The 15212-nt window shown below is 72.2% G+C and carries 14 protein-coding genes; 7 read left to right on the top strand and 7 right to left on the bottom strand.

Annotation, left to right across the window (positions count from 1 at the left end):
- Window positions 1–7: 7 nt before the first annotated feature.
- Window positions 8–688 (bottom strand): MtrAB system response regulator MtrA, encoded by a 681-nt coding sequence (gene mtrA / locus RWS82_RS02580; RefSeq protein WP_314646569.1) that lies wholly within the window; start codon window positions 686–688, stop codon window positions 8–10.
- 96 nt (window positions 689–784) lie between these two features.
- On the opposite strand from mtrA, the gene RWS82_RS02575 reads away from it, so the two are divergent.
- The 5 genes from RWS82_RS02575 to RWS82_RS02555 are packed head-to-tail and all read left to right on the top strand — an operon-like array spanning window position 785 to window position 6442.
- Window positions 785–2287, top strand: coding sequence for a hypothetical protein (locus RWS82_RS02575; protein WP_314646566.1), 1503 nt, complete (start codon window positions 785–787; stop codon window positions 2285–2287).
- Window positions 2284–2925 carry a DUF4129 domain-containing protein gene (locus RWS82_RS02570; RefSeq protein WP_314646562.1) on the top strand — a complete coding sequence of 214 codons (642 nt, stop codon included), beginning with the start codon at window positions 2284–2286 and terminating at the stop codon, window positions 2923–2925. Before RWS82_RS02575 ends, RWS82_RS02570 begins: the two co-directional genes overlap by 4 nt.
- Window positions 2922–4166: a DUF4350 domain-containing protein gene (locus RWS82_RS02565; protein WP_314646560.1), complete on the top strand. Its 1245-nt coding sequence runs from the start codon at window positions 2922–2924 to the stop codon at window positions 4164–4166. Before RWS82_RS02570 ends, RWS82_RS02565 begins: the two co-directional genes overlap by 4 nt.
- A gap of 44 nt (window positions 4167–4210) precedes the next feature.
- Window positions 4211–5134, top strand: a complete 924-nt coding sequence (locus RWS82_RS02560) for a MoxR family ATPase (protein ID WP_314648160.1) — start codon at window positions 4211–4213, stop codon at window positions 5132–5134.
- Complete coding sequence (locus RWS82_RS02555; protein ID WP_314646557.1) at window positions 5135–6442, top strand: DUF58 domain-containing protein; 1308 nt, start codon at window positions 5135–5137, stop codon at window positions 6440–6442.
- Between the two features lie 7 nt (window positions 6443–6449).
- Here the strand turns inward: RWS82_RS02555 and RWS82_RS02550 are convergent, their stop codons facing one another.
- Window positions 6450–7442 (bottom strand): stage II sporulation protein M, encoded by a 993-nt coding sequence (locus RWS82_RS02550; protein WP_314646554.1) that lies wholly within the window; start codon window positions 7440–7442, stop codon window positions 6450–6452.
- 16 nt (window positions 7443–7458) lie between these two features.
- On the opposite strand from RWS82_RS02550, the gene RWS82_RS02545 reads away from it, so the two are divergent.
- The gene (locus RWS82_RS02545; RefSeq protein ID WP_314646551.1) at window positions 7459–8268 is read left to right on the top strand and encodes an RDD family protein; all 810 of its coding nucleotides are present in this window, start codon (window positions 7459–7461) and stop codon (window positions 8266–8268) included.
- A 37-nt stretch (window positions 8269–8305) separates the two neighbouring features.
- On the opposite strand, the gene RWS82_RS02540 is transcribed toward RWS82_RS02545, so the two are convergent.
- Window positions 8306–8512: a DUF3499 family protein gene (locus tag RWS82_RS02540; protein WP_314646548.1), complete on the bottom strand. Its 207-nt coding sequence runs from the start codon at window positions 8510–8512 to the stop codon at window positions 8306–8308.
- 81 nt (window positions 8513–8593) lie between these two features.
- On the opposite strand from RWS82_RS02540, the gene RWS82_RS02535 reads away from it, so the two are divergent.
- Window positions 8594–9019: a metallopeptidase family protein gene (locus tag RWS82_RS02535; RefSeq protein ID WP_314646547.1), complete on the top strand. Its 426-nt coding sequence runs from the start codon at window positions 8594–8596 to the stop codon at window positions 9017–9019.
- A gap of 9 nt (window positions 9020–9028) precedes the next feature.
- On the opposite strand, the gene RWS82_RS02530 is transcribed toward RWS82_RS02535, so the two are convergent.
- From RWS82_RS02530 to manA, 4 genes are all read right to left on the bottom strand, one after another.
- Window positions 9029–10411, bottom strand: coding sequence for a DUF5719 family protein (locus RWS82_RS02530; RefSeq protein ID WP_314646546.1), 1383 nt, complete (start codon window positions 10409–10411; stop codon window positions 9029–9031).
- Window positions 10408–13503 (bottom strand): glycosyltransferase, encoded by a 3096-nt coding sequence (locus RWS82_RS02525; protein WP_314646545.1) that lies wholly within the window; start codon window positions 13501–13503, stop codon window positions 10408–10410. The genes RWS82_RS02530 and RWS82_RS02525 overlap by 4 nt, the downstream gene beginning before the upstream one ends.
- Before the next feature lie 103 nt (window positions 13504–13606).
- A complete protein-coding gene (locus tag RWS82_RS02520; protein ID WP_314646544.1) occupies window positions 13607–13924 on the bottom strand; it encodes a WhiB family transcriptional regulator in 318 nt (105 codons plus the stop codon).
- Between the two features lie 171 nt (window positions 13925–14095).
- Window positions 14096–15208: a mannose-6-phosphate isomerase, class I gene (gene manA, locus RWS82_RS02515; protein WP_314646543.1), complete on the bottom strand. Its 1113-nt coding sequence runs from the start codon at window positions 15206–15208 to the stop codon at window positions 14096–14098.
- Between the last annotated feature and the right edge of the window lie 4 nt (window positions 15209–15212).

Here is a 15212-nt window from a genome sequence, read left to right as displayed (position 1 = left end):
GCCTCGCCTAGACGGCACTCCCAGCGCGGTAGCCGACGCCCCGGACCGTCATGACGATGCGGGGGTTGTCGGGGTCGAGCTCGACCTTCGCGCGAAGGCGCTGGACGTGCACGTTCACCAGGCGCGTGTCGGCCTTGTAGTGATACCCCCAGACCTGCTCGAGCAGCATCTCGCGCGAGAAGACCTGCTGCGGCTTCGAGGCCAGCGCCACCAACAGCTGGAACTCCAGCGGCGTGAGGGGGATGGGAGCGTCGCCGCGGCGCACCTCGTGCGCGTCGACATCGACCGTCAGGTCGCCCACGCGCAGCTGCTCGCTGCCGGTCGTCGGCGCGGGACGCAGGCGGGTGCGGATGCGCGCGACGAGCTCTTTGGGATTGAAGGGCTTGACCATGTAGTCGTCAGCGCCGACCTCGAGGCCCCGGACCACGTCTGCGGTGTCGCTGCGCGCGGTGAGCATGATGACGGGCACGCCGGATTCCGCGCGGATGCGAGTGCAGATCTCGATTCCGTCCATGCCGGGGAGCATCAGGTCGAGCAGCACGAGATCGGGCCGCTGCGTGCGCCACGCCTCGACGGCCTGCGCACCGTCGGCGCAGAAGACAGGCTCGAAACCCTCCGTACGCAGCACGATGCCGATCATCTCGGCGAGCGCGGTGTCGTCGTCGACCACGAGGATGCGTGAGGTCATACCTGTTACCTTATGGCACCCGGTCTCACGTTCCCCAGGTCCGCGCACCAGCGCGGGGGTATGGCACGATGGGAGCGCACGACGGAGGGAGTGCTTGTGAGCGTCCAGACCTGGACCCCTGCCCCGAAGAAGGGCATCATCCCCCTGCATCCGCTGTCTTTCGGCACCATCCTCGGCAAGGCCTTCGCCGCCCTGCGGCACAACCCCCGGGTGCTCTTCGGGTTCGCGGTCATGGTGCAGCTGATCGTCGTGCTGGTGACGGCGGCGCTCATGGGCGTCGTGCTATTCACCACGTTCTCGCGCCTCGAGACGCTCACCCCGGCATCACCCGACTTCGAAGCGGTGCTGAGCGGCACCATCGCGATCAACATCGTCGCCGCGATCATCGTCGCCCTCGCCTCGGTCGCCTTCACCGCCATGGTGCAGGGAGTGGTCGCGGCCGACATCGGTTTCGCCGCGGTCGGCACGAAGGCGACACTGCGCATGCTCTGGCGGCGGATGGCTCCCTCGTTCTGGCGGCTCGCCGCCTACTCCCTGATCCTCGCCGCCGCCGTGTTCGGGGTCTTCACGATCGCCGCCCTCCTCATCGTGGGGCTCGTGGCGGGAGGAGTCGCGAGCGGCACCGACGTCGTGGGCGTCGTGATCCTGGTCGTCGTGATCTTCGTGCTCGGGAGCATCCCGCTCTACATCTGGCTCGGCACGAAGCTCCTTCTCGTGCCGTCGATCCTGGTGCTCGAGCGGGCGCGCCTGCGCGAGGCGATCGTGCGCTCCTGGCGCCTGACGCGAGGGCGATTCTGGGTGGCCTTCGGCGTCACCGCTCTGATCGGCATCATCATGGGCACCGCGATGCAGGTCGTGAGCATCCCCGCCTCGTTCCTCAGCCCCATGCTCATCGGCATCGTCGCCCCGACGGGTGACCCCGAACCGAGTGCGATCCTGGGGATGGTGCTGCTCGCTCTGGTGCCGCAGATCCTCGTCCTCGCACTGCAGGCCGTCGCCCAGGTCGTGCAGTCGACCGGAGGCGCCCTGGTGTACCTCGACTGCCGTATGCGCTACGAAGGGCTCGACCACACGCTCATCGCGCATGTCGAGCGGCGAGACGAAGGGTGGGACGACGACCGGCTGGGCGACCCGTACGTCGTCGACCCGGCGCGCGCGGTCACCAGCGCTCCCCCGCCACGGCAGGTACCCGAACACGTGATCGCCGCGCAGGGCTACGCGTACCCGCCCCAGGGCTATGCAGCCGCGCAGGGATACGCTGCTCCCGCCCCGCAGGGTTACGGCTATCCTCCACAGGGCTACGCGGCGCCTCCCTCGCAGGGCCAGGCCTCTCCCCCGCAGAGCTATGCAGGGTCTTCCTCGCAGGGCTACACGGCACCCGTGCCGCAGGGCTACGCTCCGCCTTCCCCGCAGGGCTACACGGCAGCCGTGCCGCAGGGCTACGCTCCGCCTTCCCCGCAGGGCTACATGGCACCCGTGCCGCAGGGCTACGGCACCCCTCCGCAGGGGTACGCGCAGCCCCCGGCTCCGGCTCCCGCCCCGCCCTCTCCCGTCGCGAACTCCGGCGCGGATGACGACGGCGCTGGCACGACGGCATGATCCACCGGCTCGACGATCTGTTCATCCCCGACGGAGACGAGGCACGTCGCTGGGCCGAGGAGGAACTCGCGAACTCCCGCTACGCGGAGGCGCGGCCCACCTGGTTCGACTATCTGGCGCGTGACATCGGGCGCTTCTTCCGCGACCTCTTCAGCACCGACACCAGCGGCACCGTGGGTCCGATCGGCCTGATCATCGTCTGCATCGTGATCGCGGCCGCCGTCGTCGCGGCGCTCATCATCTGGGGCCGTCCTCGCCGTCCCCGCGCGGTGCGTCGTGCACGCGCGGATCTCCTCGGTGCCGCCGACGACCGTTCCGCCGCGCAACTGCGCGCCGACGCCGAGCGGGCGGCTCGCAGCGCGGATTGGGACAGCGCGGTCGTGCTCCGGTTCCGCGCCCTCGCCCGCGACCTCCTGGAGCGCGATCTCATCGACCCCGCGCCCGGGGCCACCGCACAGGCCATCGCCCGGGAAGCGAGCGGCGTGTTCGCCGCCGAGGCGGACGCCGTGCGCCGAGCGGCGACCGCGTTCGACGACGTGCGCTACCTGCGTCGCCCCGCGCACGCCGAGGACTACGCCACCCTCGCGGCGACCGACGAGCGGCTTCGCGCGCTCCGCCCCGAGGCGGTTCCGGCGTGACCGCCGTCGCAGAGGCACCGCCCTCCACCGCCGAGGCGCGTCGGTCCCCGGTGCGCGCGGTCGTCGGATGGGTCGTGGTCGGGGTGCTCGTCGTCGTCGTCGCCTGGGTCGGCCTGCAGGTGGCCGCCTCGGCTCCCGGTTCGTACCGCTCGCTCGACCCCGAGAGCGCACGAGGAACGGGCACGCTCGCCCTCGCCGAGACCCTGCGGGATCGCGGAGTCGAGGTCGAGGTGGTGCGCTCCCGTGTCGAAGCGGCCGCCGCGCTCGACGACCACGCGACTCTCGTGCTGGCGAACCCCTACACCCTGACCGATGAGGGCGTCGCCGACCTGCTCGAGCCCGCGACGAGGGTCGTGCTGCTCTCCGTCGGCGCGCACCTGCTCGACGAACTCGATCTCGGCTCCTATGCCCCCGGTGCCGCCGCGTCGGTCGAGGCGAGCTGCGACGTGCCCGAGTTCGCCCGCGTGGGGAGCATCCGCCCCGACCAGCTCCTGCAGCCGTCAGACGGGGTGACCGGCTGCTTCGGCGATGACGGCGCCTACGCCGTGCTCGTCGCCGATCGGGGCGACACCGTGATCTCGGCCGTCGACGGCAGCCGTCTCTTCAGCAACGAGGCACTGGCAGACGACGGCAACGCGGCGCTCGCTCTCGCCCTTCTCGGCCAGGAGGAGCGGGTCGTCTGGTACGTCCCGTCGCTCGACGACAGCGACATCGAGGCGCAGACGCCCGACACCCTCGGCGACCTCACCCCGGACTGGGTGACCCCTGCGATCCTGCTGCTCCTGCTCGCCGGAGCGGCGGCGGCGCTCTGGCGCGGGCGTCGCTTCGGCCCTCTCGTCGCCGAGACCCTGCCGGTCACCGTTCGCGCGTCCGAGACCATGCAGGGCCGTGCACGACTGACGGCCAGGGCGGGCGATGCCGCGCATGCGTCCGTCGCCGTGCGCGAGGGCACACGGCTGCGACTCGCCCGCCGCCTCTCGCTCGGCGATCGCGCCATCGTCGACGAGGTCGCCGACGCTGCGGCGGACCGGCTGCGCGTCCCCCGCGGCACGCTTCAGGGCCTGCTCGGAGGACCCGCTCCGACCGACGACGCGGCTCTGATCGAACTCGCCCGCCGCTTGGCTGACCTGGAGGGGGCCGTCGACGAGACCCTCCGCCCGCGGGGCGCCGCGACCCCGGACCCCACCACGACCACGACCACGACCACGACCACGACCACGGAAGAACGAGGCATCACGTGACCGCTGAGTACAACCCCGCCGACGACGCCGCTCTGCGGCAGGCCATGCATCGTGTGCGCACCGAGGTCGACAAGGCGGTCGTGGGACAGGCCGGCACCGTGACCGGCCTCCTCGTCTCGCTGCTCGCCCGCGGACACGTGCTCCTGGAGGGTGTGCCCGGTGTGGCGAAGACGCTCGTCGTGCGCTCCTTCTCCCGCGCGCTCGGGCTCGACACCACGCGCGTGCAGTTCACGCCCGACCTGATGCCCGGCGATGTCACCGGCTCGCTCGTGTACGACGCCCGCACCGGCGAGTTCGACTTCCGTGCGGGGCCCGTCTTCACCAACATCCTGCTCGCCGACGAGATCAACCGCACGCCGCCGAAGACCCAGGCCGCGCTGCTCGAAGCGATGGAGGAGCGCCAGGTGTCGGCCGACGGCGAGAGCCGACCGCTGCCCGACCCGTTCCTGGTCGCCGCGACGCAGAACCCCATCGAGCACGAGGGCACCTACTCCCTGCCCGAGGCGCAGCTGGATCGCTTCCTGATGAAGCTGGTCGTCGGCATGCCCGAGCGCGACGCCGAGGTCTCGGTGCTGCGACGTCACGCGTCCGGCTTCTCGCCGCGGGAGCTGACCGGACTGCAGGCGGTCGTCACCGCCGACGAGATCCGGGCGGCCCAGGCGGCCGCCGCACGCGTGCAGGTGACGGACGATGTGCTCGGCTACGTCGTGGACCTCGCCCGCGCCACGCGGCAGTCCCCCTCCGTCGAGCTCGGGGCGAGCCCGCGCGCCTCCACCGGCCTGCTCGCCGCCGCGAAGGCGTGGGCCTGGCTCAACGACTCGGCCGCGGTCACCCCCGATCACGTGCAGACCATGCTCGTTCCCGTGTGGCGCCACCGTCTGCAGCTCCGCCCGGACGCGCAGATGGAGGGTGTGTCGGCCGACTCCGTGCTGACCTCCGTCGTCCAGCAGACCCGGGTGCCGATCTAAGTGTTCGTCACCGGCCGTCTCCCCGTCGTCGTCGCGGCGGGCCTCCTCCCGCTCGTGCTCGCCGGCCTGGCCGGATACCCCGCCTACGCCGTGCTCGGCGGCTGGATCGCGCTCTGCGTGCTGCTCGTGATCGTCGACGTCGCCGCAGCGGCGAGCGCCCGTCAGGTGGTGGTGACGCGACGCCTTCCCGCGCGCACGCGCCTGGGCGAGCCGGTGCCCGTGAGCGTCGCACTGCAGAACCAGGGCACGCGGGTGCTCCGCGCCGTGATCCGGGATGCGTGGCAGCCGACGGCGGGAGCGGCCCCCGGACGGCCGGAGGCCGAGATCCCGCCGGGCGAGCGCCGCCGGATCGACATCCCCCTCCTCCCCCGCCGACGCGGCGAGCTGGTCAGCGAGTTCGTCGTCGTGCGCTCGCGCGGTCCTCTCGGGCTCGCCGGACGCCAGGCCGTGCATCGCGTAGGCGGGGCGATCCGGGTGCTGCCGGCGTTCTCCTCGCGCAAGCACCTGCCGTCGAGACTCGCACGCCTGCGCGAGCTGGACGGGAACACGAGCATCCAAGTGCGCGGCCAGGGCACGGAGTTCGACTCCCTGCGGGAGTATGTGCGGGGTGACGACGTGCGTTCCATCGACTGGCGGGCGACCGCTCGTGCGGGGACCACCATGCTGCGCACCTGGCGTCCGGAGCGGGATCGGCACGTCGTCATCATCATCGACACCGGTCGCACGGCAGCGGCGCGCGTCGGCGACGGAACGCGTGCCGACGCGGCCCTCGAGGCGGCCCTCCTGCTCTCGGCCCTCGCCGCGCGCGCCGGAGACCACGTGCATCTGCTCATGTACGACCGGGTGGCGCGCGCCCGCGTCACCGGCGTCGAGGGAACCGCCCTGCTCCCGGCGCTCACCGACGCGATGGCCCCCGTGCACGCTCGCCTCGTCGACACCGATTGGCAGGGCGCGTTCGGCGCTGTCCGCACGCTCACGACGCGTCCGTCGCTGATCGTCGTGCTCACGGCTCAAGACGCGGCGGAGTCCGCCCGTGGCTTCCTCGGCGCGTTCCCGACCGCCTCCCGCGCAACGACCGTGCTCGTCGGCTCGGTCACCGACGACGGCATCGCCGAGGTCGCGCGCCGACGGGATTCGCGGGAGGACATCTACCTCGCCGCCGCGGCGGAACGCACGCTCCGCGACGCGGAGAACGTCGCCGATGCGATCCGCCGTGCGGGCGGTGAGGCGATCGCGGCCGACCCCGAGGCGCTTCCCCCGAAGATCGCGGACCGGTACCTCGAACTCAAGGCCGCCGGTCGCCTCTGAGCACGCGTCAGCCGGCGAGCAGGCGGGGCGTGCCCGCTTCGAACTCGACGAGATCGCCGGTCTCGCCGCGACGCACCGCACGCCCGCCGATGACCAGCATGTAGAAGAGGAAGACGCCGAGCGCGGCGGCGCCGATTCCGATCTTGACCGGCCAGGGCAGCGCCCAGCCGGTGACGAAGCCCTCGACCAGCCCCGCCAGCAGCAGCGCGAAGATCAGGCCGATCGCGACGGTGGCGAGAGCGCGCCCCTGCGCCGCGAGGGACTCGCCGCGGGTCCGGGCGCCCGGTGCGACCCAGGCCCAGAACATGTGCAGTCCCGCCGCGGCGGCGACGAACAGGCAGGTGAGCTCGAGCATCCCGTGCGGGAGGACGTAGAGCAGCATGACGTCGCCCTGGCCGTGGGCGATCATGATGCCGCCCGCCTGGCCGACGTTCATCGCGTTGGTGACCATGGAGTACACCGGGAAGATGCCGGTCACCCCCATGATCACGCAGAGCATGGCGATCCAGGCGTTGTTGAACCAGACCATCCCCATGAACACGGCCGCCGGGTTCTCGGTGTAGTAGCCGGTGAAGCTCTCGTCCGCGTACTGCTGGAGGGCCTCGGGGGGTCCGAGCGTGGCGACCAGCGCCGGATCGCTCGCGATCCAGAACGCGGTGCCGAAGGCGATGGCGAGGAATCCCGCGCCGATCGCGAGGGTGGTCCACCGCAGTCGGTACAGCGCGGCGGGGAGCTGGTCGACGAAGAAGCGCGCCGCCTGCGTGAGGATGCTGTCGGATGCTCCCGTCAGTCGCAGCCGCGCACGGACGAGGATCGTCGACAGGTAGTCGCCCTGCGGCGACTCGCCGACGGAGGTGTTGAGCTCGGCGAGGTCGGCCGAGGCGGCCCGATACCGGACGATCAGCTCATCCACGCCGTCGCCGTCCAGGCGGGCCTTGCTGAGCTCGTCGAGACGTGCCCACTCGGCCCGGCGCGCATCGGTCAGTGCATCGGCGTCCACCTGATTTACTGTACTCATGTCCGCGCCGATCGATACGTCCGACGAGGTCCTCTCCGGCGAAGCCGTCGCGATCGGCGCGCAGCCGCTCGGCTTCCTCATGCGGTCGCTCGGGGCGCTCATCGACATGGTGGTCGGCTACGGGCTGTTCATCCTCTGGCTGTTCCTGCGCACCTGGCTCATCGATGCGGGGGTGATGACCGAGGCGACCGATCGCATCGCGAGCATCGCCGCGCTGGTCACGAGCTTCCTCGTCGTGCCGATCGCCATCGAGATGCTCACCCACGGACGCAGCCTCGGCAAGCTGGCCGTGGGCGGCCGCATCGTGCGTCTCGACGGCGGCGCCACCGGCTTCCGGCATGCCTTCATCCGCGGCCTGCTCGGCGTCGTGGAGATCTACGTGACGTTCGGCGGTTTCGCCGTGCTCAGCGGCGCGCTGACCGCACGGTCGCAGCGCCTCGGCGATCTCGTCGCCGGGACGTACAGCCAGCGGGTGCGCACCCCCGCTCTCGTCGAGAGCGTTCCGGTGATGCCGCCCGAGCTCGCCGCATGGGCTCAGGTCGCCGATGTCGCCCGCCTTCCCGACCGTCTCGCGCGACGCATCTCCCAGTTCCTCGTCCGGGCGCCGCAGCTCATGCCCGGGGCACGCGCGCGGGTCGCGGCGGAGCTGCTCTCTGAGGCATCCGCCTTCGTCTCCCCCATGCCCGCGGCGGCTCCCGAGCGGGTGCTGATGGCGATGTCGGTCATCCGACGGGAGCGGGAGCGCCGGGCCCTTGTCACGGCGGATCAGCGCGCCGAGCGGCTCACGGGCCGCCGCGTCGGAGTCTGAGCGTCACGCCCGCCGGACGCGGGCGCGGGCGCGCAGGTCAGGCGCGGAGCGCCTCGTGCCGCACCACGAGCCAGCCGGCCGGCAGCGAGAGCCGGTCCGCATGCGGAGCGCACAGGTCATGCGCGTGCGGCTGCGACGCCGGCGCGAGCGGGCCGAGAGCCGCCATCTTGTCGCCGTAGTCGTAGGTGAGCGTGGCGACCGCCTCGCGGGCGCAGGCGACCTTCGAGCAGAGTCTTCCGTCCATCTCCGCCAGGCTATGCCCGGACCGGCAAGCCCGCTCGGACGGCACGCCGAGCACCGCCGGCACACCGCCTAGACTCTCCTCATGCCCCGTCGCCGAGCCGCCGCCCCCGCCGCCTCCCGCCGCGGAACTCGACACGGGCGCCACGGTCGCCTCGGACGCAGCGAGGTCGTGCGTCCCCCGCTCGCGCCGCTCGACGGACGACTCGACCGGTTCGACCTGGCGGTCGGCACCGCCGTGGAGTTCCTGCGGGGTACCTGGCCCGAACTGCAGAGCGTGCGTTTCGAGATCGGCTCGATGCCCGGCTTCGACGGAGGCGACGAGGTGCCCCGCTGGTTCCTCGACCGCGAGCGCGAACGCATCGTCCTGTTCCGATTGCCCATCGAGCGCCTGCTGCCCCCGGGCCACGACGACGACGCGCACCGGAGGATGGCCGTCGAGAGCGCCGTGTTCCGGGCGGCTGCGGAGTACATCGGTCGCGAGCCCTGGGACCTCGGTCACGACCACTGAGCCTCAGCGTCAGGGATAGACCGTGATGCTGCCTTCGGCGCCGGCGCTGGGCGCGATCGGCCACGTCGCCAGTGCGCCGTCTCCGGCCATCGCCACCCCGGCGTGCACGGCTTCGTTCGTCGTCAGGCGGTAGACCGTTCCGGCCTCGACGTCGGCCTCGACGGAACCGCCTGACGGCACGGTGATCTGTTCGCCGTCATCCCCGTCGATGCGCGCGAGTTCGACCGTCGCATCGTCGTCGCCGCGGTTGACGAACTGCACCCGCGCGGACGGTCCCGCCGGAACCGCGAACAGAGCCTCGCTCGTGATCTCCGACGCGGGCGTGTTCCAGGCGAAGTCCGAGCCCGCGCCGAAGCCGTCCTGCTGCCGCACGCCCGCGACCACGGGAGCGTCCGACACGACGTCGACCGTGTAGGAACCGGCCGGGAGATCGCGGAGCGAGACGTCCGTCGGCAGGTCGGCGGTGAGCGGAACCGTGAACTCCTGCACGGACGAGCGGGATCCCGCCGCGCGCACCGTGACCACAGCCGACCCGGCGTCGTCGGGGGCCAGCAGCCGCAGCACCGTCAGATCGGCGTCGTCGCCCTCCCCGTCGAAGACCCGAACACCGGGCACGACGAGGGAGCGCTGCGGAGCGGCCACCGCATCCTGCAGATCGATCCCGGCGGGGTCGAGCGTGCGCACGAAGGACGACTGGAGGACGGCTCGGACGGGCGCTCCCTGCGCCGCGACCTCCACCACCGGCGAGGTGTTGCCCGCGGCGATCGAGGAGAGAGGGAGGGTCGTCTGCGTGCGGGCCGGGATCACGAGCGTGCGGTTGCTGCGGCTCTCCCCGTGCACCGAGAGCGTGACGGTCGAGGTCACCGACGAGGCATTGGTGAGCACGATCAGGTCTTTCGTTCCGGTCGCCACGCTCCCTCCGACGAGCCAGGACTCGAGCCGCGCCTCTCCGCAGGGTGCCGCCGCGAACCCCGCCAGGTCGCTGGCGGCGGCGGTGATCGACTCGGCGCCGGCGATGAGCGGCGCCGAGCGGCCGTCGACCGTGTCGGAGAGTCGCGGCACCTCGCCCCCGTCGACCAGGTCGGGAGCGGCGATCGCCGTCTGTGCAGGGTCGCCGGCGGTGCCCCCGGCGACGAGATCGAAAGCTCCTGCAGAGCGCAGGGCGAGCGGATCGGACGAGTCGCGGCCGAGCGCCTGCAAGTCGCCCGTGCAGGCGAGCACGGGATCACCGGCGAGCGGCACCACGTCGACCTGCGCGGGTTCATGCGACACCGCAGGCCAGGGCGCGTGGATCGCGAGCACGACGCCCGTGACGCAGGCGGCGGCGACGACGGTACCGACCGCGATGCGCGCACCGGTCGCCACCCGTCGGAAAGTCTGAGCGCGGCTCATCGCTGTGGCCCTTCGGGTCGGTTCTCGGTGCCTCCTGCGTCGTCGAGCGCGACGTCCGCGGGCTGCGGGGCTTCCCCGGCGGATACCTCGGCATCCGCCTCTGTGCGCTTGCTCGGCCCGGCATCTGCCTCTGCCGGCTCGGCCTCAGCGCCTGCCGGCTCGACCTCGGCGGCGTCCGCCTCGGCCGACTCGATCGGCTCGGCATCCGTGTCGATCGGCTCGGCAGGAACCAGACTGTCGTCGCCCTCGGCGAGGCGCTCCTCCATGCGTCGAGGAAGCACGAGCGGCTCGTCGGCGCCTCGACCCACGATGCGAGACCGCGCGCGGGCCGCGCGACGCGAGGCGCGCGTGGGCAGGGCGAGGAGAAGGGCGGCGAGCAATGCCACGATCTGCAGCGTGACGAAGAACCCGGCCTGGCGATGCTCTCCGTCGGTCAAGGCCGCCGGAGCCGCGGGATCCGCCTCGATACGCCACAGCACACCGCGTTCGGTCGTACCGGCGTGCACGAAGTCCGGGCGCTGATCGATCGCCGTTGTCGCCGAACCGCGCAGAGCACGTGCTCGATCGGACTCGTCACCCTCGACGTGCGCGAGCAGCACGTAACTGACGCCCTGCTCGGCCAGGCTGCTCGCCGCGTCGAACTCGCGTGCCGACAGCAGGTCGACCGCCAACTCGCTGATGTCGGTACCGACGACGTCTTCCGCGGTGCTCAGCAGCGTGGTCTGCGCGCCGAGCGTCTCACTCGCGCCCCACACGACCTCCGTGGCGACCCCGCCGTCGTTCTGCGGGGTCAGCACGAGCGTGCGGACGGGCCGGTCGCCGGCCGCCTGCGCTGCGACATACGCCGGCAAGGTCGACACCGGACCATCGGTGAGCACGGAACGATCGGCGTGCAGCGCGGTCAGGGCCGGAACGGCGCAGATCGCGAGCGCGATCGCCGCGGTCAGCGCTGCTGCCGCGCGCACCCGCGGAAGCGTGAGTGCGGTGTCGAGCGTCACCAGCGAGGCTCCGACCACGCCCGCCCAGGCGAGCGAGAGGGCGGCGCCGGGCCAGACGGCGACCGGCATGCCCTGGGCGAAACCGACGGTGACGCCGACGACGGCGAACGCCGTCACAAGCCCGGTGAGCGCGACGACGAGAAGAGTGATGCCGGCGCGCCAGCGGGGTGCGACAGCCGCCGCCGACGCCAGCAGCGCGAGCGGCGCGCAGAGGACGGGTGCCCAGACGGCGACGTCCGCCGGGAGCATCTCCCGCCAGCCGCCGAGATCGCTCGTCGGGAACCCGGTCGCGAGCGCCAGGCGGCCCAGCGCGTCCGGGGCGGCCTGCGGTCCCGCCCAGATGCGGCCGGGGTCGCCGAGGATCGCCAGCGCCGATCCGTGCGCCAGCTGCCAGATGACGAGGGGCGCGAACAGCACGGCACCCGGTACCGGGAGCCACAGCAGTCGCACGGCCCCGCGGAACTGCGCCGTGCCGAGCGTGATGCCCACCGCGATGAGCCAGAGCAGCAGCAGCGCCGGCGCGAGTGACGGAGAGCAGGCGGCGACGGCGGCGAGCAGCAGGGAGGCGGCACCGGCGGCACCCCAGGAACGGTGCGCCACGGCGGCGGTGTGGAACAGCCATGGCAGCAGGAGATGCACCAAGACCCCGGTGGGTCGTCCGTCGACGAGCGCCGTCAGAAAGGTCGGCGCGAGCGCCCAGGCCACTCCGGCGAAGATCCGCAGGCCCGGACGATCGGTGACGCGGGTGGCCGCGAACCAGCCGCCCAACACGGCCAGCGGAAGCGCCAACACCCACAGCAGGACGACGGCGAACGAGGGCGCACCCGGCCAGAGCGAACCGAGCACCGCGACGACACCCGCGAACGGATCGGCCGGACCGACGATGTCGACCCCCAGACCGTGAAGGCCCCACGCGGCGTCCTTCCACAGCGCCGACACCGTCTGACGCAGCGGCAGCAGCGCACCGCCTCCGAGCGCCGGCCACGCCAGCAGGCTCGTGAAGGAGGCGATGCTGACCACGAGGGCCGCGAGCACCGCCCAGGCTCCGCCTCCCGAGAAGAAGTGCAACTCGCCGGATGCTCCACCCTCGCTCCCGTGCCCGTCGTCGAGCCGTCGCCGGAGCTCCGACGACGTCGCCCGCAGCGGTGCGATGCTCGCCCACGACGATGTGCGGAACGAACGGATGCGCGCACGCGACTGCGCGATGGCGCGGATGCGCACCATGGCGACGAGCGCGGCACCCCATTCCGGGAGCACGGCCTCGGGCCGCTTGGCCACGAGGTGGCGCACCGACCGCCAGAGAGCCAGGGGCAGGAGGCTCAGCCAGTGCAGGGGCAGCGCCAACGGAGACGCGTAGGCCAGCCGTCGATGCAACTGCGCCAGGCGGGTGACGTAAGCACGGCGCGACCCCGAGCGAGGCAGAGCCGCGGGACCGTCGGGCGACACCGAAACGCGCGCTCCGGGTGCGATCACGACTCGTCCGCCCCCGAGCCGCGCGCGCACGCCGAGATCGAGGCCCTCGTCTGCTCCGGCGAGCGCCGGGTCGGGTCGCAGCGCCTCACGAACCTCGCTGCGGATGAGGAGTCCGCGCACGTCGGCAGCGAGCGCCTCATCGCGACCGTCGTGCTGACCCTGGTCCAACTCGCCCGCCGCGAGCTCGACCGAGCGGCCCAGTGCGGTCATCGTGACGCCGAGCGACACGATCTCGCGGTCGTCATCGGTGGCGACCAGTTTGGGGGCGACGATCGCGGCCGACGGAGAGCGCTCGAGCATCCCGGCCAGCCGCTCCAGGGCACGCGGGTGGGGCGCGGTGTCGTGCGCCAGCAGCCAGACCGCGCTTCCCTCCGCGACGCGGGGCGAGGCGAGCGCGATGGCGTCTGCGAAGGAGGTCGACGACCGCGCCTCGATGATGCCTTCGACGGAGCGGGCGATCGCTTCACTGGTGCGGGCGGTCGAGGCGTCGCCGCAGATCACGAGGGTGACGGCGGCGACCGGGGTCGTCTGCTCGTCGAGAGCCTCGAGGGTGCGGAGGAGTTGCGCGCGGGCGGAGGGGCCGGTGCGCGCGACGATGATGGCGTGTACTCGGGCTGGCATGACGTGGTCAGCCTATGCGGCAGGATGCATGCGCACGGTCAGCCCGCCCGGCGCGCCCGCGAAGCTCTCGATTCCAGGCACTCCGGCCCGCGGAACCGTGGCGTCAGCTCGCGCGGCGCTTGAGCTTGCGACGCTCGCGCTCGGAGAGTCCGCCCCAGATGCCGAAGCGCTCGTCGTTGGCGAGGGCGTATTCGAGGCACTCGCCGCGGACGTCGCAGGAGGTGCAGATGCGCTTCGCGTCACGCGTGGATCCGCCCTTCTCGGGGAAGAACGCCTCCGGGTCGGTCTGCGAGCAGAGGGCATCGGTCTGCCAGGCGAGAGCGTTGTCGTCGTCCGTCTCCACCCGGCGGGCGCCGGGCACTCCGAGGTTCACCGGATCGACGAACCAGTTCTCCGGTACGTCGGATCGATATCCCGTCATGTCGACCTCCAAACCCTCTCGTGCGCCCCCCTCCGGGCCGTGCACACCTAATTACACCCGTGTCATTCGTCCGGGTCAAGTCGCGGATCGTAAACCCTCAACGGAGTCTTGAAGGTTCTTGGCGCACCATCGGCGTGTCGCGGGCGGCGGACCACGGGCGGACCCGAGACATCAGCGACCGGGGCCGGCCACGAAGGCCTCGCCGGGCCCCGTCAGCCGCACCGCGCCCTCGGGCGCATCGAGGAACGCAGCCGTCCCCACCTGCAGAGCCAGGCGCTTTTCGCCGGCGTGCACCGAGAGCTCCCCCGACGTCGCGAGGATCATCGTCGGGCCGTCGACCGCGACCTCCAGCGGCTCGGCGGCGACCTCGACACGACGGAGCGCGAAGTCGGGCACCGGCACCTCGTACTCGGCGATCGGGCCGGCAGCCGTCGGCCGCAGCACGGGCACAGAGCCCGACGAGGAATCGACGACGGACAACAACTCTGCGACGTCGATCCGCTTCAGGGTCAACCCGCCCCGCAGTACGTTGTCGCTCGCCGCCATGATCTCCACTCCGAGACCCGAGAGGTACGCGTGCAGAAGGCCGGCCCGCAGGAACACGCCTTCGCCGCGCTGCAGCACGAGATGGTTCATGAGCAACGCCACGACCACGCCGGGGTCGCCCGGGTAGGTGTCGGCGATCCGCGCCACGGCCTGCACCGCTGCCGGGGCATCGGCGCCCGCGGCGCGAACAGCGTCGATGATGCCGTCGACCGCCTCGCCGGCGGAGCCGTCGAGCAGCCAGCGCAGCGTGTCGCGCAGCACGTCCCCCGAGCCGTTCAGACGGTCGCGGAGCGCGCGCACACCGGGCTCGTCGGGCAGACCGTCCAGTAGCGCCAGCGTCTCACCGACCGGACGCAGCCCGCTGAGCGACTCGAAGCGGTCGCTCAGCGCGACGAGCAGCTCGGGCTTGTGGTTCGCGTCGCGGTAGTTGCGTTCCGGGGCGTCCATCGCGAGACCGGCTTCACGCTCCCACCCCGCGCGGGCCTGCTCGACGGTCGGATGCACCTGGATCGACAGGGGCTGCGCGGCTGCCAGCAGTTTGAGCAGGTACGGGAGGCGCCCGCCGGTGACCGCGTCGAGCGTGCCCCCACCGTCGACGTCGGCGGGGTCGCCGGGGTGGTCTCCGAACCAGACCTCCGCTTCGGGTGCGTCGGCGGGCCCGCGGCCCTCCAGTGCGGCGAGGAGCGTGGTCGATCCCCAGGCGTAGTCGCGGGGGACGTTCGTCAGGCGAAGCAGCATGACC

This window comes from uncultured Microbacterium sp. (assembly GCF_963528945.1).
Lineage (GTDB): Bacteria > Actinomycetota > Actinomycetes > Actinomycetales > Microbacteriaceae > Microbacterium.
Note: the sequence above shows the minus strand (reverse complement) of the source record. Positions and strands in the feature narration are given on the sequence as shown.

Bases quoted from the DNA above. Each gene is read 5' to 3' on its own strand.
- RWS82_RS02520 (WP_314646544.1), bottom strand. From the start codon at position 13,924: ATGACGGGATATCGATCCGACGTACCGGAGAACTGGTTCGTCGATCCG.
- RWS82_RS02545 (WP_314646551.1), top strand. From the start codon at position 7,459: ATGTCCGCGCCGATCGATACGTCCGACGAGGTCCTCTCCGGCGAAGCC.
- mtrA (WP_314646569.1), bottom strand. From the start codon at position 688: ATGACCTCACGCATCCTCGTGGTCGACGACGACACCGCGCTCGCCGAG.
- RWS82_RS02570 (WP_314646562.1), top strand. From the start codon at position 2,284: ATGATCCACCGGCTCGACGATCTGTTCATCCCCGACGGAGACGAGGCA.
- RWS82_RS02560 (WP_314648160.1), top strand. From the start codon at position 4,211: ATGCATCGTGTGCGCACCGAGGTCGACAAGGCGGTCGTGGGACAGGCC.
- manA (WP_314646543.1), bottom strand. From the start codon at position 15,208: ATGCTGCTTCGCCTGACGAACGTCCCCCGCGACTACGCCTGGGGATCG.
- RWS82_RS02525 (WP_314646545.1), bottom strand. From the start codon at position 13,503: ATGCCAGCCCGAGTACACGCCATCATCGTCGCGCGCACCGGCCCCTCC.
- RWS82_RS02540 (WP_314646548.1), bottom strand. From the start codon at position 8,512: ATGGACGGAAGACTCTGCTCGAAGGTCGCCTGCGCCCGCGAGGCGGTC.
- RWS82_RS02535 (WP_314646547.1), top strand. From the start codon at position 8,594: ATGCCCCGTCGCCGAGCCGCCGCCCCCGCCGCCTCCCGCCGCGGAACT.
- RWS82_RS02530 (WP_314646546.1), bottom strand. From the start codon at position 10,411: ATGAGCCGCGCTCAGACTTTCCGACGGGTGGCGACCGGTGCGCGCATC.